We start from the raw sequence: 23,803 nt of genomic DNA, 5'->3' as shown, positions 1-23,803 counted from the left end.
CATGACGACCACCGGTACCCCCCAGAGCGTCGCCGGCCTCTCGGCCGCCGAGCTCGCCCAGCAGCTCGCCGCCGGCGAGGTCAGCTCCGTGGAGGCCGTCCAGGCGCACCTGGACCGCATCCGCGACACCGACGGCGTCCCCGTCGACCCCGCCGACCGCAGCCGCGGCAAGAGCGGGCTCAACGCCTTCCTGCACGTCAACACCGAGGAGGCCCTGTCCGTGGCCGCCGAGGTGGACGCCGCCCGCGCCCGCGGCGAGGAGCTGCCCGCACTGGCCGGCGTGCCGATCGCGGTCAAGGACCTCATCGTCACCAAGGGCCAGCCGACCACCGCGGCCTCCCGGATGCTCGAGGGCTGGATGAGCCCCTACGACGCCACCGTGACCCGCCGGCTGCGCGCGGCGCGCATGCCCATGCTCGGCAAGACGAACCTGGACGAGTTCGCGATGGGCTCCTCCAACGAGCACTCCGCGTTCGGCGACACCCGCAACCCGTGGGACCTCGCCCGGATCCCCGGGGGCTCCGGCGGCGGTTCCGCCGCGGCTGTCACCGCCTTCCAGGCGCCCCTGGCCCTGGGCACCGACACCGGCGGGTCCATCCGCCAGCCGGCGGCCCTGACCGGCTCGGTGGGCGTGAAGCCGACCTACGGCGGGGTCTCCCGCTACGGCGTGATCGCCATGGCGTCCTCCCTGGACCAGGTCGGCCCGGTCGCCCGCACGGTGCTCGACGCCGCGCTGCTGCACGAGGTGGTGGGCGGGCACGACCCGCAGGACTCCACCTCGCTGCCGGGCCCGGTGGGGCCCCTCGCCGCCCAGGCCCGGGCCGGCGCCGCCGAGGGCGGGCTGAAGGGCCTGCGGGTGGGCGTGGTCCGGGAGCTCACGGGCGAGGGCTTCCAGCCCGGCGTCCAGCAGCGCTTCGGCGAGGCCGTGGAGCTGCTGCGCTCCGCCGGCGCCGAGATCGTGGAGGTCTCCACCCCGAACTTCCGCTACGCCCTGGGCGCCTACTACCTGATCATGTCCTCGGAGGTCTCCTCGAACCTCGCCAAGTACGACGGCGTGCGCTTCGGCCACCGCGTGCTGCCCGAGGACGGTCCGCTGACCATCGAGCGGGTGATGGGCGCCACCCGGGCGGCCGGGTTCGGCGCGGAGGTCAAGCGGCGCATCATCCTGGGCACATACGCCCTGTCCGCCGGCTACTACGACGCCTACTACGGCTCGGCGCAGAAGGTCCGCACCCTGGTGCAGCGCGACTTCGCCGCCGCCTTCGACCAGGTGGACGTGCTCGTCTCCCCGACGGCGCCGACCACGGCCTTCGAGCGCGGCGCCGTCGACGAGTCCGCGGACCCCATGCAGATGTACCTCAACGACATCGCGACCATCCCCACCAACCTGGCCGGCGTGCCCGCGATCTCCGTCCCCGGCGGTCTCGCCCCCGAGGACGGGCTGCCCGTGGGCATCCAGTTCATGGCCCCGGCCCGGGAGGACGCCCGGCTCTACCGCGCCGGCGCCGGCCTGGAGGCCCTGCTCGCCGACCGCTGGGGCGGGCCGCTGTGGAAGGACCTGCCGGACACCGCCGCGCTGGTCCGGGACCTGGTCGCCGAGTCCACCCTGTCCGCACCCGTCCGGGGAGGAGCCCGCTGATGACCCAGACCACCGAAGAGGTCCTGTCCTTCGACGAGGCCATGGAGAAGTACGACCCCGTCCTCGGCTTCGAGGTCCACGTGGAGCTCAACACGCGGACCAAGATGTTCGACGCCGCCCCCAACGTCTTCGGCGACGAGCCGAACACCAACGTCACGCCCGTCTCCCTGGGCCTGCCCGGGGTGCTGCCCGTGGTCAACCGGGTGGCCGTGGAGTCGGCGATCAAGCTCGGCCTGGCCCTGGGCTGCGAGATCCGCCCGGTGTCCCACTTCGCCCGGAAGAACTACTTCTACCCGGACACCCCGAAGAACTTCCAGACCTCCCAGTACGACGAGCCGATCGCCGAGAACGGCTCCGTGGACGTGGAGCTGGAGGACGGGACGGTGTTCACCGTCGAGATCGAGCGCGCGCACATGGAGGAGGACGCCGGCAAGCTCACCCACATGGGCGGGGCCGCCGGCCGCATCCAGGGCGCCGACTTCTCCCTGGTGGACTACAACCGCGCCGGGGTCCCGCTGATCGAGATCGTGACCAAGCCGATCGTGGGCGCCGGCTCCCGGGCCCCCGAGCTGGCGCGCGCCTACGTGACCGTCATCCGCGAGATCGTCAAGAACCTCGGCATCTCGGACGCGCGGATGGAGCGCGGCAACGTCCGCTGCGACGCCAACGTGTCTCTCATGCCCAAGGGCGCGTCCACGTTCGGCACCCGCTCCGAGACGAAGAACGTGAACTCGCTGCGCGCCGTCGAGCGCGCCGTGCGCTTCGAGATCCAGCGGCACGCCGCCGTCCTCGACGCCGGCGGGACGATCGTGCAGGAGACCCGCCACTGGCACGAGGACACCCGCTCCACCACCAGCGGGCGGCCGAAGTCCGACGCCGACGACTACCGCTACTTCCCCGAGCCGGACCTCGTGCCGGTGGTGACGGACGAGGCGTGGATCGAGCGGCTGCGGGCGGAGCTGCCCGAGCCCCCGGCCGAGCGCCGCAAGCGGCTGCAGGCCGCCTGGGGGTTCTCGGACGAGGAGTTCCGCGACGTCGTCAACGCGGGGGTCCTCGACGAGATCGAGCAGACCGTCGCCGCCGGGGCCGCCCCGGCCGCGGCCCGCAAGTGGTGGATGGGCGAGATCGCCCGCCTGGCCAAGCAGCGGGAGGTCGAGATCGCGGAGCTCGGCGTCACCCCGCAGCACGTCGTCGAGCTCGACGGGCTCATCGGCGCCGGCAAGATCAACGACAAGCTGGCCAAGAAGGTCCTCGCCCACGTCCTGGAGGGGGAGGGCTCCCCGGCCGAGGTCGTCGAGCAGCGCGGTCTGGCGGTCGTCTCCGACGACAGCGTGCTCACCGCGGCGATCGACGACGCCATGGCACAGATGCCCGACGTCGTCGCGAAGGTCCGGGGCGGCAAGGTGCAGGCCGTGGGCGCGCTCATCGGCCCGGTCATGAAGGCCACCCGCGGCCAGGCCGACGCGGCCCGGGTGCGGGAGCTGATCCTGGAGAAGCTCGGCGTGCAGGGCTGACCGCCCGTCCCGCCGCGGGGCCGCGGGCCGCTGGAGACCGTCACGGGCTCCGGCGGCCCGCGGCCCCGCGGCGTTTCTCCGCGGCGTTTCGGCCCGCCGTTTCCCCGCGGCGTTCCCGCCCGCCGTGTCCTTGCGGAGCCGCCCCTCGGCCGGGTCCGCCGGGACGGGGCACGGACACCGGGCGGCGTGCGAGCATGGGCGGATGGACCCTGTGCAGGACGTGCTCATCGTCGGCGGCGGCATCGCCGGACTCTCCCTGGCCTCCACCCTGGCCGACCGGCGGGGCAGCGGGGCCGGCATCGTGCTCGCCGAGGCCGAGCCGGCCCTGGCCCACCACACCTCCGGGCGCTCGGCCGAGCAGCTCATCCCCAGCTACGGTCCCGCACCGGTGCGGGAGCTCACCGCGGCCACCGTCGCCGGGCTGCTGGACCCCCGCCCCGCGCCGCCTCGGCCCCTGGCCTGGCCCAGCCGCATGGTGCTCGTGGGCACCGCGGCCGCGCTGCGCGCGGAGGCCGCCCCGGGTCTGCAGGAGCTCTCCCGCCCCGCCCTGCTGGAGCTGTGCCCCGAACTGGCCTCCTCCCCGCCGGGGGAGGTGGCGGGCGGGCTGCTCGACGACACCTCGGTGCGCACCGACGCCGGCGCCCTCGTGGCCTGGCACCGGGCGCGCGCGGCGGCGGCCGGGGTGCGGATCCTCACCGCGGCACCGGTCACGGCGGCCGCCCCCGACGGCGAGGGCTGGCGCGCCGCGGTCGGCGCCCAGCAGGTCCGCGCCCGCCGCGTCGTCGTGGCCGCGGGCGCCTGGGCGGACGAGGTGGCGGCCCGGTTCGGCGCCGCCCCGCTCGGGCTGCGCCCGCTGCGGCGCACCGCCGCCCTCGTCCGCCTGGCCAGGCCCCTGGCCCCGGACCACCCCATGGTCGTCGCCGCGGACTCCGGCTGGTACTACCGGCGGGCCGGGGACGGGGCGCTGGTCTCCCCGTCCGAGGCGGTGCCGAGCGAGCCCTGCGACGCGCAGCCGGTGCGCGAGGACGTCGAGGACCTCGTGGCCCGGCTCAACGCCGTGACGTCCCTGGGCGCCACCGGGATCGAGCGGGCCTGGACGGGTCTGCGCACCGAGTCCCCGGACGGCGTGCCGGTGTGCGGGTTCGACCCGCAGGTGCCGAGGCTGCTCTGGCTGGCCGGGCAGTCCGGCTACGGCTTCCAGACGAGCACGGCCATGGCCCGCGCCGCCGCGGACCTGCTCGTGGGCGGCGCGGTGGGCCCGTGGTGCTCCCGCGAGACCGCCGCCGCCCTGGACCCGGTGCGCTTCCGCAGCGGGCACCCGGCCTCCTGACCCCCCTGCTCCCCGGACGCACGGGCCGGCACGCCCCGGGGAACGCGGAGCGCGCCGCCCGGGCCGCAGGGGAGCCGGCCCCCGCGCCGTCGGGTCAGGCGCCGGCCAGCCCCATCCGGTCGAGCACCCAGGCGTACTCCCAGGCCGTGTCCTTCCACTGCGAGTACCGTCCGGACGCGCCGCCGTGGCCGCCGGCCATCTCGCAGCGCAGCAGCACGGGGTGGCCGGAGGTCGTGGCCTCCCGCAGCGCGGCGACCCACTTGGCCGGCTCCACGTAGAGCACCCGGGTGTCGTTGAGGCTGGTCACCGCCAGGACCGGGGGATAGGGCAGCGGGCGGACGTTCTCGTAGGGGGAGTAGTCGCGCATGTACCGGTAGACGTGCGGGTCCTCGATCGGGTTGCCCCACTCCTCCCACTCCAGGGCCGTCAGCGGCAGCGAGGGGTCGAGGATGGAGGTCAGCGGGTCCACGAACGGCACCGCCGCCAGCGCGCCGCAGTACTTCCCGGGGGCCAGGTTGAGCACCGCGCCCACGAGCAGGCCGCCGGCGGACCCGCCCATCACCAGGATCCGCCGCTCGTCGAGGTCCGGGCGGGCGGCCAGGTGGTCGGTCACCGCCACGTAGTCGGTGAAGGTGTTGACCTTGTGCAGCTTCTTGCCCTCCTCGTACCAGGACCGGCCCAGCTCGCCGCCGCCGCGCACGTGGGCAACCGCCCAGACCACGCCGCGGTCCAGCAGGGACAGCCGGGAGACGGAGAAGCCCGGGTCGGTGCTGTGCTCGTAGGAGCCGTAGGCGTACTGCACCACCGGCGCCGGCACCGTGGGGTCCAGGTCCGCCCGGCGGACGAGGGAGACGGGGATCCGGGTGCCGTCCGCGGCGGTGGCCCAGTCCCGCTCCACCGTGTAGTCGGCCGGGTCGTAGCCGCCGAGCACCGTGGTCTCCCGGCGGAGCACGGGCTCGGCCGGCAGGGCGTCGTCCTCCCCGGTGGCGCCGGCGGGGAAGACGTCGTAGACGCGCGGGGGCGTGGTGAAGGAGGTGTAGGACAGCCGGAGCACCGGGGCGTCGTGCTCCGCGGCGGCCACCCCGGCGGTGTAGAGCTGCTCCGCGAAGGCCGGCTCCACGGCCGCCGCCTGGGCGTCCGTGCCGAGGCCCGCCACGGGGAGCAGCCGCACCCGCAGCGTGGTCTCCGCCCGCACGGAGACGACCAGGTGGGTGGCCGTGACGGCGCAGCCGTTGACCCGCACGGTGTCCGAGGCCGGGACGACGTCGCGCAGGTCCACCTCCGCGATCGGGCGGCCGAGGTCGGCCGGGTCCATGAGCGAGACCCGGGAGTTCGGGGCCTCGTGGTCGTGGGTCAGCAGGATCTGCTCGCGGCCGTCCAGCAGGAAGGGCTCGGCCTCGTAGAGCACCCGGTCGGTGCGCGGCAGCACCACCTGCAGCGGGGCCTGCGGCTCGGCCACCGGCTGGATCAGCTGCTCGGAGAACTCCGAGCACATGGCCTCCACCACGATCCAGCGCCGGTCCGCGGACAGCCCCGCGCCCAGCCACAGGCCCGGGTCGGTCTCCTCGTGGACCACGACGTCCTCGGCCACCGGGGTGCCCAGGACGTGGCGGCGCAGCTGGTGGGGCCGCCAGGACTCGTCCACCACGGTGTAGTACACCGCGCGGGCGTCGGGGGTGAGGAAGGACCCGTAGAAGGTGCCGGGGATCTCGTCGGCGAGCAGCGCCCCGGTGGTGAGGTCGCGCACGCGCAGGGTGAACCGCTCGTCCCCGGTGACGTCCTCGGCCCAGGCCAGCAGCTCCCCGTCCTCGGAGACGTCGAAGCTGCCGAGGGAGTAGAAGTCGTGCTGCGCGGACTCGGCGTTGGCGTCGAGCAGCACCTGCTCGCCCGCCATGGGGGTGCCGGGCTCGACGACGGGCGGGGTCCAGTCCGCGAGGACGTCCCCGGTGGTCGTGGCCGGGACCCGGCAGAACACCTGGTGCGCGCCGCCCTCGACCGTGCGGGAGAAGTACCACCAGTCCCCGCGCCGGTTCGGCACCGACAGGTCGGTCTCCTGGGTGCGGCCCTTGATCTCCCCGAAGATCGACTCCCGCAGCCCGGCCAGGTGGGCCGTGCGGGCCTCCGCGTACTCGTTCTCCGCGGTGAGATGGGCGACCACCTCCGGGGACTCCTTCGCCCGCATCCACTCGTAGGGGTCGGAGAACACGTGGCCGTGGAAGGTGCGCTCGGCGGGGTGCCGGCGGATCTGCGGGGGAAGAGCTGTCATGTGCCCATCCTAGGGAAGGCGCCCCGTCCGCCGCTGGCCGGACCGGGCCCGCGGCGCTGACGGGCGGGCCCGGCGGCCGGCCCGGGCGGTGCCAGAATGGCCGCATGAGCACCCCCGCGCACCTCGCCCCGCGACCGCCGGCCTTCGGCTCCACCCGCGCCGACCTGTGGATGCAGGTGGTCCTGGTGCTGGGGGTCTCCCTGGGCGCCTCGGCGCTCTACGCGGTGCTCTCCCTGGCCGAGCAGCTCGCCCGCGGCCCGCTCTCGGAGGCGCAGGCGACGATGAACCCGCCGCTGAGCCCGCAGCCGCTGCTCGACCTGCTGCGCCAGCTCACGGGCATCGGCCTGGACCTGGTCCCGGTGCTGCTGGCCCTGTACCTGCTCGCCGGATCCGCGGGCGCACTCGGCACGGTGCGGCGGCGGATCGGGCTCGACGCCCGGATGCCGGTCCCGGACCTCGGGCTGGGCACCGTCCTGTTCCTCGTCATGGGCCTGGGCACCCTGGCCCTCTACGCGGCCGGGCGCGCCCTGGGGCTCACCGCGCAGGTGACGACGTCCGGGCTGGCCGAGCACTGGTGGACGGTGCCGGTGCTGCTGCTCTCCGCGCTGCGCCACGCCCTGGTCGAGGAGGTGGTGGTGGTCGCGTTCCTCACCGACCGGCTCACCCGCATCGGCTGGCGCTGGCCGGTGGTGCTGGCGGTCACGGCGCTGTTCCGCGGCAGCTACCACCTGTACCAGGGCATCGGGCCGTTCCTCGGCAACGTGGTGATGGGCCTGGTCTTCGCCGAGCTCTACCGGCGCACCGGGCGGGTGATGCCCCTCGTCGTCGCGCACTTCCTGCTGGACGCCGTGGGCTTCCTGGGCGTCGGCCGGCTGCTCGGCTGAGGCGGGCCCGGCGTGGGAGCCCGCCCCGGCCGGCGGCTCAGATGGTGACGAGCCCGTCGGGGGTGCTGAAGGACACCGAGAGCAGACCGGGCGTGCCCTCCGGGTAGCGCCACTCCACCTCCAGGTCCTCGAGGGCGGTCTCCACGGGCGCGCCCAGCCACTCGGCCACCCGCTCGGGCGCCCCGGCGATGCACATCCCCGCGAGCCCCACGTCGGTGATCCGGGCCTGGGACGGGTGCATCTCCGGGGCCGAGTCGAAGTGCACCATGAACGGCAGCTGGGGGTCGGCGATCAGGCCCTTGACGCCGATCTGGCGCCACTCCAGGCACCGGCCGTCCGGGAACACCCGGTGGCCGGGCACCGCGTGGCGGCCCAGGCGCTGCTCGAAGGGCGCGAGGTCCTCGACCTCGACGACCCAGCCCAGCCAGCCGCCGCCGGCCTCCGAGCGGGCGCGCACGGCCCGGCCGAACGGGGCCTTCTCCGCCGCGGGGTGCTCGAGGACCTCGACGACCTCGACGTACTGGTGGTTGGTGAGGGGGAGGATCATGTTGCGGGTGCCGAAACGGGGGTGCACCCCGCCCTTGACCGGCTCGATCCCGAGCTGGTCGGCAATGCGCTCGGTGGTGGCGGCGAGGCCCTCCGGGCGGCAGGCGTAGGACACGTGGTCGACTCTCATGGGCTCATCGTGGCACCGTGTGACTTTCGTCTCCAAATCGGCCCCCGCCGGGGCGGTCCCCGGCCCGTCCGGCCCGTGCGCGGGACGCTCGCCGCGCCCCGGCTTGACGCCGTGTCGCCCGAATCCGGAGAATGTCGTCCAGGTCATGAGCGCCAGCGTCCAAGCCCCAGCTAGCTGGCCGGCAACCCTCCACCGCGGTGGGGTGCCCTGGGTGAAGACCGGGCTCCTCGCGACCGGCGAGCGAGCAAGCGCGGGTCCTCGGTGCCCGGCCGTCGCACGGCAGCACCACCACGGTCGGACACCGGACCCCTGACACCCGCAAGGAGTCTCCCGGCATGTCCGAGTCCACTGCTTCCACGACCGACCGCCCCGCGACCGCGCTGCCCACCCCGGAGCACCCGGCCGGCTGGTCGTTCGAGACCCAGCAGATCCACGCCGGCCAGCGCCCCGATCCGGTCACCGGCTCCCGCGCCCTGCCCATCCACCAGAGCACGTCCTTCGTCTTCCCCGACGCCCAGGCCGCCGCGGACCGCTTCGCGCTCGCGGAGCTGGGGCCCATCTACACCCGCATCGGCAACCCGACCACGGAGGTCGTGGAGAACCGCATCAGCGCCCTGGAGGGCGGGGTGGGGGCCCTGATGCTCAGCGCCGGGCAGTCGGCCACGACCTTCGCGGTGCTCAACCTCGCCGGGGCGGGGGACCACGTGGTGGCCAGCCCGAGCCTGTACGGCGGGACGTACAACCTCTTCAAGTTCACGCTGCCCAAGCTGGGCATCGAGACCACCTTCGTGACCGACCCGGACGACCCGGAGGCGTGGCGGCGGGCGGTGCGGCCGAACACCAAGGCGTTCTTCGCCGAGACCATCCCGAACCCGCGCAACGACGTCCTCGACATCGAGACGGTCTCCGGGATCGCCCACGAGCACGAGGTCCCGCTCATCGTGGACAACACGGTGGCGACCCCCTACCTCGTCCAGCCGTTCCGCTGGGGCGCGGACATCGTGGTGCACTCGGCCACGAAGTTCCTCGGCGGGCACGGCACCGCGCTCGGCGGTGTGATCGTGGACTCCGGCGCGTTCGACTTCGGCCGGTACCCGGAGCGCTTCCCCGGCTTCAACCAGCCCGACGAGTCCTACGGCGGGCTGGTCTACGCCCAGGCCCTCGGCGCGGAGGGCGCGTTCGGGGTCAACCTCTCCTACATCCTCAAGGCCCGGGTGCAGCTGCTGCGCGACCTCGGCTCGGCGATCTCCCCGTTCAACGCGTTCCTCATCGAGCAGGGCATCGAGACGCTGTCGCTGCGCATGGAGCGCCACGTGGCCAACGCCGGGGAGGTGGCCCGCTGGCTGGAGGCGCGCGAGGACGTGCGCTCGGTGAGCTGGGCGGGGCTGGAGTCCTCGCCCTGGCACGACCGGGCGCGCAAGTACGCGCCCCGCGGCGCCGGGTCGGTCCTCGGGTTCGTCCTCGAGGGCGGCCGGGCGGCCGGGGCGGCGTTCGTGGACGCCCTGACGCTGCACTCCAACGTGGCGAACATCGGCGACGTCCGCTCCCTGGTGATCCATCCCGCGTCCACCACCCACAGCCAGCTGCTGCCCGAGGAACAGCTCGCGGCGGGCGTGGAGCCCGGCTTCGTGCGCCTGTCCGTGGGGCTGGAGAACGTCAAGGACATCCTGGCGGACCTGGAGCAGGGCTTCGCCGCGGCCGCGGCCGTGGCCGGAGGGCAGGGGTGAGCGTGACGGTGCTGCGCGGTGCCGGCGCGGACGTGCGCGAGGACGGCGTGCCGCGGCACGCCGAGATCGGCACGCTGGAGCTGGAGTCCGGCTTCCGGCTGCCGGAGGTCCGGATCGCCTACGAGACCTGGGGCGTGCTCGCCCCGGACGGCTCCAACGCCGTGCTCGTGGAGCACGCCCTGACCGGGGACACCCACGTGGCCGCCGGGCGGGCCCGGCCCGGGGCCCCGGAGGCGCAGCGGCGCGCCGCCGAGAGCGGCGGCTGGTGGGACGGGCTGGTCGGCCCCGGCGCCGCCATCGACACGGACCGCTACTTCGTGGTGTGCGCCAACATCGTGGGCGGCTGCTACGGCTCCACCGGGCCGTCCACCCCGGCCCCGGCCGAGGTGGACCCCGAGCGCCGGCCCTGGGGCTCCCGCTTCCCCCTGGTCACCGTGCGCGACTCCGTGCACGCGGAGGCCGCCCTGGCCGACGCCCTGGGCATCGACGCGTGGCGCCTGGTCGTCGGGGGGTCCATGGGCGGGGCGCGTGCCCTGGAGTGGGCCGTGACCTACCCCGAGCGGGTCCGGGCCTGCGCGGTGGTCGCCGCGTGCGCCCAGTCCAGCGCCGAGCAGCTGGCCTGGGGGCAGGCGCAGAACCTCGCGATCCGCCAGGACCCGGACTTCCGGGGCGGGGACTACTACGACGGGCCCTTCCCGTTGACCGGGCTGGGCCTGGCCCGGCGGATCGCCCACATCACCTACCGCTCCGCCGACGAGCTGCACCACCGGTTCGGGCGCACCCCGCAGGCCGAGGAGCAGGTGATCGGCACCCGTCCCGGGGAGCGCGGGCGCTACCAGATCGAGAGCTACCTCGACCACCAGGCCTCCAAGCTCGCGGGCCGCTTCGACGCGAACAGCTACCTCGCCGTCAACGAGACGCTCATGTCCCACGACGTCTGCCGCGGCCGCGGCACGCTCGAGGAGGCCCTGTCGGTGACCTCGTGCGAGTGGCTCGTGGCCGCGGTCGACTCCGACCGCCTGTACCTGCCGCGCGAGTCCGACGTCCTGGCCGCCGCCCTGCCCGGGGACGTCCGGCGGCACACCCTCACGTCCCCGTCCGGGCACGACGGGTTCCTCATCGAGGCGCCGCAGGTGGGCAAGCTGCTCGTGGAGACCGTGCTGGCCCGGCCCTGACGCACGGCCCGGGGACCCGGGCCGTGCGTCGGGGCCCGGGCGGGCGGCGCCGCGGGTGGCACACTGGTGCCATGACCGACGCCCCCGCCCCGACCGGAACCGCCCCGACCGCGCCCGCCGCCCCGCACGCCGTGTGGAGCACCGACGCCGACGCCCGCCCCGGCACTCCGCTGCTCGTGCTGCTGCACGGCTACGGCTCGCACGAGCACGACCTGATGGGCCTCGTCCCGGAGCTGCCGGGCGAGTTCAGCGTGGCCTCCCTGCGCGCGCCCCAGCCCGTGCAGCTGGGCTTCCAGTGGTTCCCGCTCGCGGCCGACCTCAGCTTCTCCACGGAGCGCGTCGCCGAGGCGGTGGCGCCGGTGGCCGCCTGGCTGCGCGAGCGCGCCGCGGAGCACTCCAGCATCACGCTGCTGGGCTTCTCGCAGGGCATGGCGATGGCCACCTCGCTGGCGCGCACCCTGCCCGGGGAGATCGCGGCGGTGGTGGGCCTGTCCGGGTTCGTGGTGCCGGGCGAGCACCCCACGTTCGCCGACGAGAGGCTGCGCGAGCGCCCCCTGCCGATGTTCTGGGGCCGCGACCCGCAGGACCCTGTCATCCCGCAGCAGCTCGTCGACAGCACGGCGGAGTGGATGCTCGAGCACGCCGACGTCATGAAGGTGCACTACACCGGGGTGGGCCACGGGATCAGCCCGCAGGAGCTGCGCCACGTGCGGGAGTACCTCACGCACGTCGTCCTGGGGGGCTGACCCCGACCGCTCAGCCGCCGGCGGTGATCCGGACGGCGGCGTCCCCGGTCGAGACCACGTCGCCCGGGTGCAGCTGCCGGCCGCGCCGCGTCTCGACCTCGCCGTTGACGCTCACCCGCCCCTCCTCCACGAGGGAGCGGGCCTGGGCGCCGTCCTCGGCGAGGTTGGCCAGCTTCAGCGCCTGGCCGAGCCGGATCATGTCGTCGCGGATGGGCAGATCGTCGGTGTGCCGGGGCGTCGGGGAGCTCGTCATGCCCCCAGTGTCCCAGGTCCTGGCGCCCGGCGGGCCGCGCGGTGCTGCCGGGCCCGGTTCCGCCGGTCGGCGACGGCCTCGGCGATTGGCTACCCTGGGTCGGGGACGCCGCCCGCGGCGTCCCCGACCCGTGACGGCCGACGACGGCCGCATCCCCGGCGCCGACGCGCCGGGCCACGCAACCCACCACGCGCGTCCGCAGCCGGCGGTCGGGCGAGAACCTGGAGTGAACCCCATGGCCCCCAAGTCCACGTTGGACAACGTCATCTCGCTGGCCAAGCGCCGCGGTTTCGTGTTCCAGGCGGGTGAGATCTACGGCGGCTCCCGCTCCGCCTGGGACTACGGGCCCCTCGGCGCCGAGCTCAAGGAGAACATCAAGCGCGAGTGGTGGCAGACCTTCGTGCGCGGGCGCGAGGACATGGTGGGCCTCGACTCCTCGATCATCCTCCCGAAGGCCGTCTGGGAGGCCTCCGGGCACGTGGCGACCTTCACGGACCCGCTGGTGGAGTGCACCTCCTGCCACCGGCGCGCCCGCCAGGACCACCTGATCGAGGCGTTCGAGGAGAAGAAGGGGCGCGCCCCGGAGAACGGGATGGCCGAGATCCCCTGCCCCAACTGCGGCACCAAGGGCCAGTGGACCGAGCCCCAGCAGTTCTCCGGCCTGCTGAAGACCTTCCTCGGCCCGGTCGACAACGAGGAGGGCCTGCACTACCTCCGGCCCGAGACCGCGCAGGGCATCTTCGTGAACTTCAACAACGTGGTCACCGCCTCGCGCAAGAAGCCCCCGTTCGGCATCGGCCAGATCGGCAAGGCCTTCCGCAACGAGATCACCCCGGGCAACTTCATCTTCCGCACCCGTGAGTTCGAGCAGATGGAGATCGAGTACTTCACCCACCCCTCGGAGGCCGGGCACTGGTTCGACGAGTGGGTCGAGGCGTGCTGGAACTGGTTCACCGACCTCGGCATCGACCCCGACCACATGCGCCGCTACGACGTCCCCGAGGACGACCGCGCGCACTACTCCGCCGGGACGATCGACATCGAGTACCGGTTCGGCTTCCAGGGCAACCCGTGGGGCGAGCTCATGGGCGTGGCCAACCGCACCGACTACGACCTCGGCGTGCACAACCAGCACTCCAACGCGGACCTCAGCTACTTCGACCAGCAGACCAACGAGCGCTACGTGCCCTACGTGATCGAGCCCTCGTTCGGGCTGACCCGTTCGATGATGGCCTTCCTGGTGGACGCCTACACCGAGGACGAGGCGCCCAACGCCAAGGGCGGGGTGGACAAGCGCACCGTGCTGAAGCTGGACCCGCGGCTGGCCCCGGTCAAGGCCGCGGTCCTGCCGCTGTCCCGTAACGAGGACCTCTCGCCGAAGGCCCGGGACCTGGCCGCCGAGCTGCGCCGGAACTGGAACATCGACTTCGACGACTCCGGGGCGATCGGGCGCCGCTACCGCCGCCAGGACGAGATCGGCACCCCGTACTGCATCACCGTGGACTTCGACACCCTCGAGGACCAGGCCGTGACCATCCGCGAGCGGGACGCGATGACCCAGGAGCGCGTGGCCCTCGACCAGGTGAAGTCCTACCTGGCCGGGAAGCTCGTCCGCTGATGAGCGCCGCGCTCATCCTGCGCCCCTGGCGCGACGGCGACGACCTGCGCCTGCTGGAGGTGTGGCCGGACCCGGAGACCCCCCAGGCCGCCGCGTTCCGCGCCGTGCTGCGCCCCGACGCCGACGCCCCGTGGTCGCGGACCGTGGTCGCGGAGGACGCCGGGGTGCCGGTGGCCGCCGGCACCGTCTACGAGTCGGCGCTGCACCCCCTGCGGCTGTGGGTCTACGTCGAGGTCGCCCCCGACCGCCGCGGCGAGGGGATCGGCCGGGCCCTGCTGGAGCGGCTGCGCGCCGAGGCCGCGGGCTCGCCCTCGGGCGTGCGGGCGCTGCGCACCAAGGCCGAGCCCGGCTCGGCGGGGGAGCGGTTCGCCCGCGCGGCCGGCCTGGAGCCCGTCCAGGTCTCCACGGTGGTCCGCGTCGGCGCCGGGGCGCTGCCCCTGCAGCCGCTGCGCGAGCACCCCGACGGCACGCCGGCCCAGGCCGTGGAGGACCTGGCCACCGGGTCCGTGGAGCTCACCCGGGCGCTGTGGGAGTTCTACCGCTCCGTGCACGCCTGGGACGAGCCGGCCGAGCTGCCGATCGGGCGGGTCAACCAGCTGTTCCTCTCCGACGCCGCGCACGCGTACGGGGCCGTGGTGCTGCGCAACGGCGTGGCGGCGGGGGAGCGGGGGCGGATCTCGGCCTTCGCCGTCAGCTACCGCCCGGTCGAGCTGGACGCCGCCCCCGGCGGCGACCCGGATCCGGCCGCGGGGCGGGCGGCCGAGGACGCCCCGGCGCACGTGGTGCTCGGCTGGGCCCCGGGGGACGCCGCGGCGGGACCGGCACTCGAGCGGCTGCTGGCGCTGCTGGCCCACCAGCACCCGGTGCAGTTCCAGGTGGACGGGTCCATGGCGCCGCTGACCGCCGTCGTCGAGAACCTGCTCGCCGCCGGCGCGGCCACGGTCGTGGAGACCACCGTGGTCCTCGCGGAGCCGCCCGCCGCCTGAGCGCCCGCGGCACGGGCCGGGCCCCGGGACCGCGCGGTCCCGGGGCCCGGCCCGTCGGCCGTCCGTGAGAGAATTCCCCGGTGATGGATACGCGACCGACCGACACCCTGCCCGGGCCCGCCCGGCTCGACCTGCCGCCGCTGCAGCTGGGCGGCCTCACGATCGACGTGCCCGTGGTGCTGGCCCCCATGGCCGGGGTGACCAACAAGGCGTTCCGCCGGCTGTGCCGGGAGTACGGCGGCGGGCTCTACGTCACCGAGATGGTCACCGCCCGCGCCCTCGTGGAGCGCCGGCCCGAGTCCATGCGGATCATCGACCACGACCCGGACGAGACCCCCCGCTCCATCCAGATCTACGGGGTGGACGCCGTCCACGTGGGCCGGGCGGTGCGCATGGTCGTGGAGGAGGACCGGGCCGACCACATCGACCTCAACTTCGGCTGCCCCGTGCCCAAGGTCACCAAGCGCGGGGGCGGGTCGGCCCTGCCCTGGAAGACCGACCTGTTCACCGCGATCGTGCGCACCGCCGTGGAGGAGGCCTCCCGCGGCGGCGTCCCCGTGACCGTCAAGATGCGCAAGGGCATCGACGAGGCCCACCTCACCCACCTCGAGGCCGGCCGGATCGCCCGTGACCTCGGCGTCGCGGCCGTGTCCCTGCACGGGCGCACCCTCGAGCAGCACTACTCCGGGACCGCGGACTGGGACGCCATCGCCGAGCTGCGCGAGGCCCTGCCGGACGTGCCCGTGCTCGGCAACGGCGACATCTGGAGCGCCGAGGACGCCGTGCGGATGGTCGAGCAGACCGGTGTGGACGGCGTGGTCATCGGCCGCGGCTGCCAGGGCCGGCCCTGGCTGTTCGGGGACCTGCAGGCCGCGTTCGAAGGCCGCCCCGACCGCTTCCGGCCCGGCGTCGCCGAGGTCGCCCGCACGATCTACCGGCACGCGGAGCTGCTCGTCGAGATGTTCGGCGACGAGGCCAAGGGGCTGCGCGACATCCGCAAGCACGTCGCCTGGTACTTCAAGGGCTACCCGGTGGGCGGGGAGCTGCGCGCGCGGATGGCCCAGGTGCCCGACCTCGCCACCCTGCGCGAGCTGCTGGCCGAGCTGGACCTCACCCTGGGCTACCCGGGCCCGGCGGTGGAGGGCCCGCGCGGACGGGCCGGCTCGCCCAAGCGGCCGCACCTGCCGCAGGGCTGGCTGGACTCGCGCGAGCTGGGCGACGCCGAGCGGCTGGGCCTGGTCGCCGCGGAGCTCGACGTCTCCGGTGGCTGAGCCGCCCTTCCCCGACCAGAGAGGACCGGGCATGCCCCACACGTCCATCGAGATCGACCGCACCGGTTCCCCGGCCCCGGGCTACGAGGCCCGCGACGTGGCGCGCTGGGTGGCCGAGGACCACCACAACAAGTACCGCTCCGACTTCGAGCGGGACCGCGCCCGGATCCTGCACTCCTCGGGGCTGCGGCGCCTGGCGTCCAAGACCCAGGTGGTCTCCCCGGACACCGACGACTTCGTGCGCAACCGCCTGACCCACTCCCTGGAGGTCGCCCAGATCGGCCGGGAGCTGGGCCGGATGCTGGGCTGCGACCCCGACGTCGTCGACGCCGCCTGCCTCTCCCACGACCTCGGCCACCCGCCCTTCGGGCACAACGGGGAGTCGGCCCTGCACCGGCTGACCCAGCACATCGGCGGCTTCGAGGGCAACGCGCAGACCCTGCGCCTGCTCACCCGGCTCGAGCCGAAGGTGCTCGACGACGCCGGGGCGCCCGCGGGGCTGAACCTGACCCGCGCCGTGCTGGACGCCGCCTGCAAGTACCCGTGGCAGGCGCACGAGGCGCCGCTGCGCCCGGACGGGACCCGCTCCCCGAAGTTCGGGGTGTACGCCGACGACCTGCCGGTGTTCGAGTGGCTGCGGGAGGGTGCGCCCGCGCGCACGAAGTGCCTCGAGGCCCAGGTCATGGACCTCTCCGACGACATCTCCTACTCGGTGCACGACGTCGAGGACGCGATCGCCTCCGGATACGTGCAGCTGGGCTGGCTGGCCGACACCACGCAGCGGGACAAGGTGCTCGAGATGACCCGGCGGTGGTACCTGCCCGGGGCCGCCCCCGCCGCCCTCGACGCGGCCCTCACCCGCCTGGAGGAGTCCTCCCTGTGGGTGCGGGAGATGGACGGCTCCCGCAAGGACCTCGCCCGGCTCAAGAACATGACGAGCCAGCTCATCGGGCGCTTCGCGATGTCCGCGGTGGGCGCCACCCGGGACATCTACGGCGAGGACCCGCTGACCCGCTACGACGCCCAGCTCGTCGTCCCGCAGGACACGGCGGTGGAGATCGCGGTGCTCAAGGGCATCGCCACCACCTACGTCATCACGGTGCGGGACGCCCAGCCGATCTACGACAACCAGCAGGAGGTGCTCTCCATCCTCGTGGGCGCGCTGATGGACTCGGACGGCCGCTACCTCTCGCACGCCTTCGCCGCCGACTGGCACGAGATCGGCGAGGGCCCGGGGACGGAGACGGCCCGGCTGCGCCTCGTGGTGGACCAGATCGCCTCCCTGACCGACCTCTCCGCCGTGGCCCTCCACGACCGGATCCGGGGCACGCACTGGCGGGTGGGGGACAAGCCGCTCTGGTGATCCCGGCGTCCGGCACCACGGATCCCGTTCAACGGGTGTGAGCTGGGTCTCCCCGGCGGGCGCTTCCTAGAATCGTCGGACCTGTGCTCCTCCTCACAAAAGGGTCTGAACGCCATGAGCTCCTCTCCCGGGTCCGCCGCGCGCGCGGCGTCCACCACCGCCGGGCGGCCCACGCCCGTGCTCCGCTCCCGCGCCTGGGTGGCGCCCCTGTGCTGGACGGCGGTGCTGCTCGACGGCTTCGACGCCGTGGTCCTGGGCGCGGTGCTGCCCTCCATGCTCGAGAGCGGTGCCCTGGGCATGACCACCGCCCAGGGCACCGCCGTGGCCACCGCCGGGCTCCTGGGCATGATGATCGGCGCCCTCGCGATGGGCTACCTCACCGACCTGCTCGGCCGCCGCAAGATGCTCATCGGCGCCGTGGTCCTGTTCTCCCTGCTGACCTTCGCCGCGGCCTTCTCCCCGAACGTGCTGGTCTTCGGTCTCCTGCGCTTCCTCGCCGGTCTGGGCCTGGGCGGGTGTCTGCCCACCGCCATCGCGATGGTCACGGAGTTCGCCCGCCGCGGGCGGGGCTCCAACGCCACCACCCTGGTGATGACCGGCTACCACGTGGGCGCCGTGCTCACCGCGGCGGTCGCCATCGCCGTGGTCCGCCAGTTCGGCTGGCAGGAGATGTTCGTCCTCGGCGCCCTCCCGGCCCTCGTCCTCGTGCCGCTGATGGTCGCCTTCCTGCCCGAGTCCCCGTCCTGGCTCGCGTCGCAGGGCCGCGCGGCCGAGGCCCGCGCGGTGGCCGAGCACTACGGCCTGGACATCGCCCACCGCTCCGCCGCCGAGGAGCAGGCCGAGAAGGTCGGCGCCCGGATGCTGCTGGCCCCGGGCTGGCGCCGCAACTCCGTGGCGATCTGGGTGGCATCCTTCATGGGCCTGCTGCTGGTCTACGGGCTCAACACCTGGCTCCCGCAGATCATGCGCGCCGCCGAGTACGACCTCGGCAACTCCCTCGGCTTCCTGCTCATCCTCAACGTGGGCGCCATCCTCGGCCTGGCGGTCGCCGGCCGGGTGGCCGACCGGATCACCCCGCGGGTGGCGGGCATCGTCTGGTTCCTCGGCTCGGCCGCGCTGCTCGCGGCGCTGGCGATCAAGCTGCCCCTGCTCGGGATCTACGCCCTGGTCCTGGTCACCGGCTTCTTCGTCTTCTCCTCCCAGGTGCTCGTCTACGCCTTCACCGCGGCCAACCACCCGCCGCGGGTGCGCGCCACCGCCCTGGGCATGTCCGCCGGCGTGGGCCGGCTCGGGGCGATCTCCGGGCCCATCATCGGCGGCGCCCTGCTGACCGCGGGGCTGGCCTACCCCTGGGGCTTCTTCGCCTTCGCCGCGGTGGGCGGGCTGGGCGGGCTGGCCCTGGCCGGCACGAAGACCCGCCAGGAGCTGCGCGAGACCGCCCGCTGAGCCCGGCCGCTCCCGGGCGGCACCGGCCGGGCCCCGGCGGCACTGCACCGCCGCCGCTCCCGGCCGGGCGCGTCGGGCCGCGCGCCTAGACTGGTCCCGTGGCAGGACTGATCAGACGCGAGGACATCGACGAGGTGCGCGCGCGCACCGACATCAAGGAGATCGTCGACGGCTACGTCACCCTCAAGAGCGCCGGTATCGGCTCCTGGAAGGGCCTGTGCCCGTTCCACGACGAGCGCTCGCCGTCCTTCCACGTCCGGCCCCAGATGGGGACCTACCACTGCTTCGGCTGCGACGAGTCCGGGGACGTCATCGCGTTCCTGATGAACATCGACCACACCACGTTCGCGGAGACGGTGGAGAAGCTCGCCGCCCGCCTGGGCTACGAGCTGCACTACGAGCAGGGCTCGGGGCCGAAGAAGGAGGAGGTCGGGCGCCGCCAGCGGCTGCTCGACGCGCACAAGGTCGCGGCCGAGTTCTTCCAGCGCCACCTCTACACGCGCCAGGCCGCACCCGCCCAGCAGTTCCTGGGGGAGCGCGGCTTCGACGGCGAGGCGGCCAAGCGCTACGGGGTGGGCTACGCCCCGCGCGGCTGGGACCATCTGCTCAAGCACCTGCGCGAGCGCGGCTTCACCGACCAGGAGCTCAAGCTCACGGGGATGTTCTCCGAGGGCAACCGCGGGCTCTACGACCGCTTCCGCGGGCGGCTGGTGTGGCCGATCCGCGCGGTCGCCGGCGAGGTCATCGGCTTCGGCGCCCGCAAGCTCTTCGACGACGACCCCGGCCCCAAGTACCTCAACACCCCCGAGACGGCGCTCTACAAGAAGTCCCAGGTGCTCTACGGGATCGACCTCGCCAAGCGGGAGATCGCCAGGCAGCGCCGGCTCGTCGTCGTCGAGGGCTACACGGACGTCATGGCCTGCCACCTCGCCGGGGTGACCACGGCCGTGGCCACGTGCGGCACCGCCTTCGGTCCTGAGCACATCAAGATCGTCCGCCGGTTCCTCTCCGACGACGGCGGCGGGGGCGAGGTGGTATTCACCTTCGACGGCGACGCCGCCGGGCAGAAGGCGGCCCTGCGCGCGTTCGAGGAGGACCAGAAGTTCGTGGCCCAGACCTACGTGGCGGTCGAGCCCCACGGGATGGACCCGTGCGACCTGCGGCTGGCCCGCGGCGACGCCGCCGTGGCCGAGCTGGTGGAGAACCGCCGGCCCCTGTTCGAGTTCGCCATCCGGGCCACGCTGAAGAACTACGACCTCGACACCATCGAGGGCCGGATCCGGGCGATGCGGGCGTGCGCGCCCATCGTCGCGCGGATCCGGGACCGCTCCCTGCGCCCCGCCTACGCCCGCCAGCTCGCGGGCTGGCTCGGCCTGGACCCCGCCGAGGTCCAGCGCGCCGTCGACGCCGCCGGCCGCGCCCCCCGGGAGGGGCGGGCGGAGCCCCCGCGGCAGGAGCCGGAGACCTCCGGCCCGCCCGCGGTCGAGCTGCCCGACCCGCGCGAGCCGGTGGCCCGGATGGAGCGCGAGGCGCTGGAAGTAGTCATCCAGTGTCCGGACCTTCTGGGGGAAGAGCACTGGAAACAGTTTGGGATGTACACCTTCCGATACCCAGTCCATGCCGAAGTGCGTGACGCCGTCTTCACGGCACGCACGGACATGGAGCACAATCCCGGGGCGGTCGTTGGTCAACCATGGGTCGACGCGATCCGCCGGGGTCTGCCCGAGCCACTGCACGGGTACCTGGCCGAGCTCGCAGTGGCACCCCTGCCGGCGGCCAACCAGAAGCAGTTAGAAGGATACGTGATCGGCATCCTGATCCATCTTTTCGAACTGCAGATCGACCGTCGTCGTTCCGACCGCATGTCAGAGATGCAACGCATGGACATCAATGCCGATCCGGAGCGTTATCGACAACTGCACCGGGAGCTTCTGGAGCTGGATGCCCAGCGGCGCAGCCTGCGCCAGGACTGAGCGGCGCGCCGCGCGCGCAATTTGTCGAACCCTGCCCGGGACGGTACAGTAGTGGCTCGTTGCATGCGTGCGTGCACGGTCCCCCGTAGCTCAATTGGCAGAGCATTCGACTGTTAATCGAAGGGTTACTGGTTCGAGTCCAGTCGGGGGAGCCACCCGGAAGGCCCTCGTCGGCGGAAACGCCGACGAGGGCCTTCGTCGTTCCCGGAGATCGCCGGACCAGGACCCGCCGGTGTCGGGCAGGTGCTGCTGGTGCATCCTGTCGTCGTCGAGGCACCGGAGCCTCCGGGGGGGGGGCGGCAGTGGGGGAGGCCGGGGCGGGGAACTTCACGGCCGACGTGCTGGGGGCCGGGGTGGACCCTGGTCCGGCGTCGTCTGCTGGGTCGCGGGGTTCGTGGTCCTGGCCGTCGGGTACCCGCACGTGTTCGTGATCGGTCCCGTCGTCGGCACCACCGCTGTCCTGGCCGGTCGGATGGAGTTCGCCCACGCCCGCGCCATGGACGCCCGCCGTGGAATGCCGCCGTCGACCGCCCACGGTTGAGGGGTCGGACCGACCCGGCCGCTTCGTGGCAGGATGCGAGGACCACCACGGCGATCCAGGAGGTCCACGTTGTCCGGACGGGCCAAGCTGCTGACGCTGGACGTTGCCGTCCTCATCGCCTGGGTGATCGGGATCCGGCTGATCCTCGGGGAGTGGAACTGGTTCATCACCGGCATCGGCATCGTGTTCCTGGGCACCCGCATGGCCTGGGACGCCCGGCCCCGCCGCGACCCCGGGACGGAGATGGCGCGATGAGCCAGGACCGGCATTGACCAGGCGCCGGCTCGCGGCCGGGCTGCTGGTGGCCATGTGGCTGGGTGCTGCCGGGATGATCGTCGTCCTTGTCGCCACGTGGCCGCCGGACCTGCCCTGGGAGCTGGTGCGCTGCGCCCTCATCGCCCTGTGGCTCGCATGGCTCACCGGGACGTCTCGCACCTTCCTCCGGCAGGCACAGCCGCGCGGCGACGGCCGGCGGGAGTAGGTCGTGTCGACGGTGACGACGTGGCGGGTGCTGCAGGTGCTCCTCGGCATGGGCACGGTGGCGGCGCTGTGGTGGGCGCTGCGCAGCGGCGAGTCGGCCGGCTGGGCGATCTTCTTCTGTCTGGGCTCGATCAACATCTCGGTGGCTGTTGTGGCCGGCCGCGCGGCCCGGGGCCAAGGAGTAGGCGGTGTCGCGAAACGGTCCGGGTCTCCTGACGGGGCGCCGAAGAGGTCTCCAGCAGGGGGCCAGGCGTCATGAACCCACCACGAGTCACGAGCCGGCGACGATCCGGACACACCCGTTGGTCCCGTCGTCGGGCGGTGCCTACCGTCGAGTGCCGGCGCCGCCGTGCGGGTGGAGGCGGTGCACAACAGAAGGGGGATCACCATGAGCGACACCCACACCTCCGTCGTCGGACCGATTCCTGGCGCGGGCGGCGACCGCCGGGAACAGGTCGAGCAGACCATCGCGGCCCTCAACGCCCACGACGCCGCGGGATTCGCGGCCACCTACAGCCCGGACGCGATCGTCTACACCGCAGCCTCACCGGAACCCGTGCGCGGCCGAGCAGCCATCCAGCAGGACACCCAGCAGTGGATCACCGCGATGCCGGACATGACCATAGAGATCGAGGAGGTGGCGGTCGACGGCCCCACGGCAGCGATGCGGCTGCTGTTCGTGGGCACCCACACCGGCCCGCTGGTGACGCCGTCCGGGGAGGTCCCGCCCACCGGCCGACGGGTGTCCGTGCCCATGGCGGTGTTCAACCGGCACGACGGGAGCGGAACGACCGAGGTGGAGCACAGATACCTCGACATGATGTCCATGGCCCAGCAGCTCGGCCTCGTCTGAGCCCGGGGCGGCGCAGGCCCCGGGCTCCGTCGTGATGCCGAGCAGCTGGAGGAGCGGTACTACCGCCAGGACTGAGAGGCGCGGCCGGCGACCTTGCCTGCCCCGCGGCCCTCGAGCACGTGGCAGATCTCCACGTCGTCCCCGTGGGAGCGCGGGAACACCTCGCTGCCGAGGTCGCGCTCCCCGCCGGTCAGCGCAGCGGCTCGGACCGCCCCGGAGGCGCGGATGCCCGCCGGCTGCCGGAGGAGATCGAGGAGCCGCCCACCCCGCTGGCCGACGAGCCGCCCGACGGGGTGGGCGGCCTCTCGCCCGGACCACGACGCACCGTGCTCGACCTGTGGCACGTGCTGGTGGTCGCGGAGGCGGGCGGCACGACCCGCTGATGCCGGTCGACGAGATCCTCCGGCCGGCCGGCTGCCCTCTGCTGCTGGCCGGGTTCTTGTTCACCGTCCGCCGGTGGGTGGAGACTCGCGGCAAGGACCGCCACAGCCGGGACCGGCGGATCGCGCTCGTGCTGCTGACCGCCTCGATGCTCTGCGCGCTGTTCGCGATCCTCCTCGGCGGGAAGGGCGGCAGAACGGAGGCACCCGGTGCGGACATCAATGGGGCTCCACCTGATCGCCCTCGGGTTCCTGACCGTGGGACTGGCCTACCTGGCCCGCGGCATGGCGCACGGGAAGGGCACGATGCCCAAGGGCCGTGACCGGCGGGTCGCCGCAGCGCTGCTGGCGGTGGCGGCCGCGCTCTTCCTGGCCGCCGGCGGATTCCTCATGGCCGGGGACTGAGCGCCTGTGCTGCCGCGGCTCCGTGGCGGCCCCGCTGCAGGTCGGGGCCGCCACGGGCGGCGCGCGCCGACAGGGGCGCTGCGAGAGTGGCGGAGCCACGCCCCCCGACGTGGCCCCGCGCTGTCGGGCCGCCACGAGGCGGCTCTCCGACAGGAGTCAGCCTACGGAGCGGGCCGTGTCTTCAGCAGCCCCACTTCTGTGCACAGACATGGGTTCAGCGGCGCACCGTCTCCCCGGTGTCGTCCTCGGGGTGGGCGGCGGCGGTGATCCGAGGCCG

General features: G+C 73.8%; 23 protein-coding genes, 1 tRNA gene and 1 riboswitch. Of the genes, 21 read left to right on the top strand and 3 right to left on the bottom strand.

Annotated features, from left to right (window positions below):
* The first annotated feature begins 1 nt into the window (after position 1).
* The 3 genes from gatA to GMA12_RS11050 all read left to right on the top strand — a co-directional run bounded on the left by gatA (position 2) and on the right by GMA12_RS11050 (position 4,483).
* The gene (gene gatA, locus GMA12_RS11060) at positions 2–1,639 is read left to right on the top strand and encodes an Asp-tRNA(Asn)/Glu-tRNA(Gln) amidotransferase subunit GatA (RefSeq protein ID WP_156269559.1); all 1,638 of its coding nucleotides are present in this window, start codon (positions 2–4) and stop codon (positions 1,637–1,639) included.
* Positions 1,639–3,153 carry an Asp-tRNA(Asn)/Glu-tRNA(Gln) amidotransferase subunit GatB gene (gene gatB, locus GMA12_RS11055; protein WP_156269558.1) on the top strand — a complete coding sequence of 505 codons (1,515 nt, stop codon included), beginning with the start codon at positions 1,639–1,641 and terminating at the stop codon, positions 3,151–3,153. The genes gatA and gatB overlap by 1 nt, the downstream gene beginning before the upstream one ends.
* Positions 3,154–3,355: 202 nt before the next feature.
* Positions 3,356–4,483, top strand: a complete 1,128-nt coding sequence (locus tag GMA12_RS11050) for an NAD(P)/FAD-dependent oxidoreductase (protein WP_156269557.1) — start codon at positions 3,356–3,358, stop codon at positions 4,481–4,483.
* Positions 4,484–4,577: 94 nt separating this feature from the next.
* Here the strand turns inward: GMA12_RS11050 and GMA12_RS11045 are convergent, their stop codons facing one another.
* The gene (locus tag GMA12_RS11045) at positions 4,578–6,749 is read right to left on the bottom strand and encodes a S9 family peptidase (RefSeq protein ID WP_156269556.1); all 2,172 of its coding nucleotides are present in this window, start codon (positions 6,747–6,749) and stop codon (positions 4,578–4,580) included.
* Positions 6,750–6,853: 104 nt separating this feature from the next.
* On the opposite strand from GMA12_RS11045, the gene GMA12_RS11040 reads away from it, so the two are divergent.
* Positions 6,854–7,633, top strand: a complete 780-nt coding sequence (locus GMA12_RS11040) for a CPBP family intramembrane glutamic endopeptidase (protein ID WP_156269555.1) — start codon at positions 6,854–6,856, stop codon at positions 7,631–7,633.
* 37 nt (positions 7,634–7,670) lie between these two features.
* On the opposite strand, the gene GMA12_RS11035 is transcribed toward GMA12_RS11040, so the two are convergent.
* Positions 7,671–8,309: a VOC family protein gene (locus GMA12_RS11035; RefSeq protein WP_156269554.1), complete on the bottom strand. Its 639-nt coding sequence runs from the start codon at positions 8,307–8,309 to the stop codon at positions 7,671–7,673.
* Between the two features lie 141 nt (positions 8,310–8,450).
* A riboswitch (SAM riboswitch) is annotated at positions 8,451–8,566 on the top strand.
* A gap of 78 nt (positions 8,567–8,644) precedes the next feature.
* Between GMA12_RS11035 and GMA12_RS11030 the strand changes: the two genes are divergently transcribed.
* From GMA12_RS11030 to GMA12_RS11020, 3 genes are all read left to right on the top strand, one after another.
* A complete protein-coding gene (locus tag GMA12_RS11030) occupies positions 8,645–10,036 on the top strand; it encodes a bifunctional o-acetylhomoserine/o-acetylserine sulfhydrylase (RefSeq protein ID WP_240898776.1) in 1,392 nt (463 codons plus the stop codon).
* Positions 10,033–11,211 carry a homoserine O-acetyltransferase MetX gene (metX, locus tag GMA12_RS11025; RefSeq protein ID WP_162459743.1) on the top strand — a complete coding sequence of 393 codons (1,179 nt, stop codon included), beginning with the start codon at positions 10,033–10,035 and terminating at the stop codon, positions 11,209–11,211. The genes GMA12_RS11030 and metX overlap by 4 nt, the downstream gene beginning before the upstream one ends.
* A 71-nt stretch (positions 11,212–11,282) precedes the next feature.
* Positions 11,283–11,957, top strand: a complete 675-nt coding sequence (locus GMA12_RS11020) for an alpha/beta hydrolase (RefSeq protein WP_156269553.1) — start codon at positions 11,283–11,285, stop codon at positions 11,955–11,957.
* A gap of 10 nt (positions 11,958–11,967) precedes the next feature.
* Here GMA12_RS11020 and GMA12_RS11015 read toward each other — a convergent pair whose 3' ends face one another.
* On the bottom strand, positions 11,968–12,210 hold the full coding sequence (locus tag GMA12_RS11015) for an RNA-binding S4 domain-containing protein (protein ID WP_075873062.1): 243 nt from the start codon (positions 12,208–12,210) through the stop codon (positions 11,968–11,970).
* Positions 12,211–12,445: 235 nt separating this feature from the next.
* Between GMA12_RS11015 and GMA12_RS11010 the strand changes: the two genes are divergently transcribed.
* The 14 genes from GMA12_RS11010 to GMA12_RS10945 all read left to right on the top strand — a co-directional run bounded on the left by GMA12_RS11010 (position 12,446) and on the right by GMA12_RS10945 (position 23,526).
* Positions 12,446–13,828, top strand: a complete 1,383-nt coding sequence (locus tag GMA12_RS11010; protein ID WP_156269552.1) for a glycine--tRNA ligase — start codon at positions 12,446–12,448, stop codon at positions 13,826–13,828.
* A complete protein-coding gene (locus GMA12_RS11005) occupies positions 13,828–14,814 on the top strand; it encodes a GNAT family N-acetyltransferase (RefSeq protein WP_156269551.1) in 987 nt (328 codons plus the stop codon). Before GMA12_RS11010 ends, GMA12_RS11005 begins: the two co-directional genes overlap by 1 nt.
* A gap of 83 nt (positions 14,815–14,897) precedes the next feature.
* The gene (gene dusB / locus GMA12_RS11000; RefSeq protein WP_156269550.1) at positions 14,898–16,085 is read left to right on the top strand and encodes a tRNA dihydrouridine synthase DusB; all 1,188 of its coding nucleotides are present in this window, start codon (positions 14,898–14,900) and stop codon (positions 16,083–16,085) included.
* Between the two features lie 31 nt (positions 16,086–16,116).
* The gene (locus tag GMA12_RS10995) at positions 16,117–17,448 is read left to right on the top strand and encodes a deoxyguanosinetriphosphate triphosphohydrolase (RefSeq protein ID WP_156269549.1); all 1,332 of its coding nucleotides are present in this window, start codon (positions 16,117–16,119) and stop codon (positions 17,446–17,448) included.
* A 114-nt stretch (positions 17,449–17,562) separates the two neighbouring features.
* Positions 17,563–18,894, top strand: coding sequence for an MFS transporter (locus tag GMA12_RS10990; protein WP_156269548.1), 1,332 nt, complete (start codon positions 17,563–17,565; stop codon positions 18,892–18,894).
* 98 nt (positions 18,895–18,992) lie between these two features.
* Entirely contained in the window at positions 18,993–20,867 is a 1,875-nt protein-coding gene (gene dnaG / locus GMA12_RS10985; protein ID WP_162459742.1) for a DNA primase, read from the top strand.
* A gap of 79 nt (positions 20,868–20,946) precedes the next feature.
* Positions 20,947–21,022 (top strand) — tRNA-Asn (locus tag GMA12_RS10980).
* A gap of 239 nt (positions 21,023–21,261) precedes the next feature.
* Positions 21,262–21,408 (top strand): hypothetical protein, encoded by a 147-nt coding sequence (locus tag GMA12_RS10975; protein WP_156269547.1) that lies wholly within the window; start codon positions 21,262–21,264, stop codon positions 21,406–21,408.
* A 69-nt stretch (positions 21,409–21,477) separates the two neighbouring features.
* Complete coding sequence (locus GMA12_RS10970) at positions 21,478–21,663, top strand: hypothetical protein (protein WP_156269546.1); 186 nt, start codon at positions 21,478–21,480, stop codon at positions 21,661–21,663.
* Between the two features lie 13 nt (positions 21,664–21,676).
* Positions 21,677–21,889: a hypothetical protein gene (locus GMA12_RS10965; RefSeq protein WP_156269545.1), complete on the top strand. Its 213-nt coding sequence runs from the start codon at positions 21,677–21,679 to the stop codon at positions 21,887–21,889.
* Positions 21,890–21,892: 3 nt separating this feature from the next.
* Positions 21,893–22,147 (top strand): TMEM199/VMA12 family protein, encoded by a 255-nt coding sequence (locus tag GMA12_RS10960; RefSeq protein WP_156269544.1) that lies wholly within the window; start codon positions 21,893–21,895, stop codon positions 22,145–22,147.
* Between the two features lie 129 nt (positions 22,148–22,276).
* Positions 22,277–22,741, top strand: coding sequence for an ester cyclase (locus tag GMA12_RS10955; protein ID WP_156269543.1), 465 nt, complete (start codon positions 22,277–22,279; stop codon positions 22,739–22,741).
* A 119-nt stretch (positions 22,742–22,860) separates the two neighbouring features.
* Positions 22,861–23,124: a hypothetical protein gene (locus GMA12_RS10950; protein WP_156269542.1), complete on the top strand. Its 264-nt coding sequence runs from the start codon at positions 22,861–22,863 to the stop codon at positions 23,122–23,124.
* 219 nt (positions 23,125–23,343) lie between these two features.
* On the top strand, positions 23,344–23,526 hold the full coding sequence (locus tag GMA12_RS10945) for a hypothetical protein (protein ID WP_156269541.1): 183 nt from the start codon (positions 23,344–23,346) through the stop codon (positions 23,524–23,526).
* Positions 23,527–23,803 lie beyond the last annotated feature (277 nt).

Origin of the sequence: Kocuria sediminis (assembly GCF_009735315.1) — a bacterium.
In the GTDB taxonomy this organism is placed as follows: domain Bacteria; phylum Actinomycetota; class Actinomycetes; order Actinomycetales; family Micrococcaceae; genus Kocuria; species Kocuria turfanensis.
The sequence above is the reverse complement of the archived record's forward strand: the minus strand, read 5'-3'. Positions and strand labels throughout refer to the sequence as shown.

Excerpts from the sequence above, each read along its gene's own strand:
- gatA (WP_156269559.1), top strand. The coding sequence starts at position 2 with ATGACGACCACCGGTACCCCCCAGAGCGTCGCCGGCCTCTCGGCCGCC.
- gatB (WP_156269558.1), top strand. The coding sequence starts at position 1,639 with ATGACCCAGACCACCGAAGAGGTCCTGTCCTTCGACGAGGCCATGGAG.
- GMA12_RS11050 (WP_156269557.1), top strand. The coding sequence starts at position 3,356 with ATGGACCCTGTGCAGGACGTGCTCATCGTCGGCGGCGGCATCGCCGGA.
- GMA12_RS11045 (WP_156269556.1), bottom strand. The coding sequence starts at position 6,749 with ATGACAGCTCTTCCCCCGCAGATCCGCCGGCACCCCGCCGAGCGCACC.
- GMA12_RS11040 (WP_156269555.1), top strand. The coding sequence starts at position 6,854 with ATGAGCACCCCCGCGCACCTCGCCCCGCGACCGCCGGCCTTCGGCTCC.
- GMA12_RS11035 (WP_156269554.1), bottom strand. The coding sequence starts at position 8,309 with ATGAGAGTCGACCACGTGTCCTACGCCTGCCGCCCGGAGGGCCTCGCC.
- GMA12_RS11030 (WP_240898776.1), top strand. The coding sequence starts at position 8,645 with ATGTCCGAGTCCACTGCTTCCACGACCGACCGCCCCGCGACCGCGCTG.
- GMA12_RS11020 (WP_156269553.1), top strand. The coding sequence starts at position 11,283 with ATGACCGACGCCCCCGCCCCGACCGGAACCGCCCCGACCGCGCCCGCC.
- GMA12_RS11015 (WP_075873062.1), bottom strand. The coding sequence starts at position 12,210 with ATGACGAGCTCCCCGACGCCCCGGCACACCGACGATCTGCCCATCCGC.
- GMA12_RS11010 (WP_156269552.1), top strand. The coding sequence starts at position 12,446 with ATGGCCCCCAAGTCCACGTTGGACAACGTCATCTCGCTGGCCAAGCGC.
- GMA12_RS11005 (WP_156269551.1), top strand. The coding sequence starts at position 13,828 with ATGAGCGCCGCGCTCATCCTGCGCCCCTGGCGCGACGGCGACGACCTG.
- dusB (WP_156269550.1), top strand. The coding sequence starts at position 14,898 with ATGGATACGCGACCGACCGACACCCTGCCCGGGCCCGCCCGGCTCGAC.
- GMA12_RS10995 (WP_156269549.1), top strand. The coding sequence starts at position 16,117 with ATGCCCCACACGTCCATCGAGATCGACCGCACCGGTTCCCCGGCCCCG.
- GMA12_RS10990 (WP_156269548.1), top strand. The coding sequence starts at position 17,563 with ATGAGCTCCTCTCCCGGGTCCGCCGCGCGCGCGGCGTCCACCACCGCC.
- GMA12_RS10955 (WP_156269543.1), top strand. The coding sequence starts at position 22,277 with ATGAGCGACACCCACACCTCCGTCGTCGGACCGATTCCTGGCGCGGGC.
- GMA12_RS10945 (WP_156269541.1), top strand. The coding sequence starts at position 23,344 with ATGGGGCTCCACCTGATCGCCCTCGGGTTCCTGACCGTGGGACTGGCC.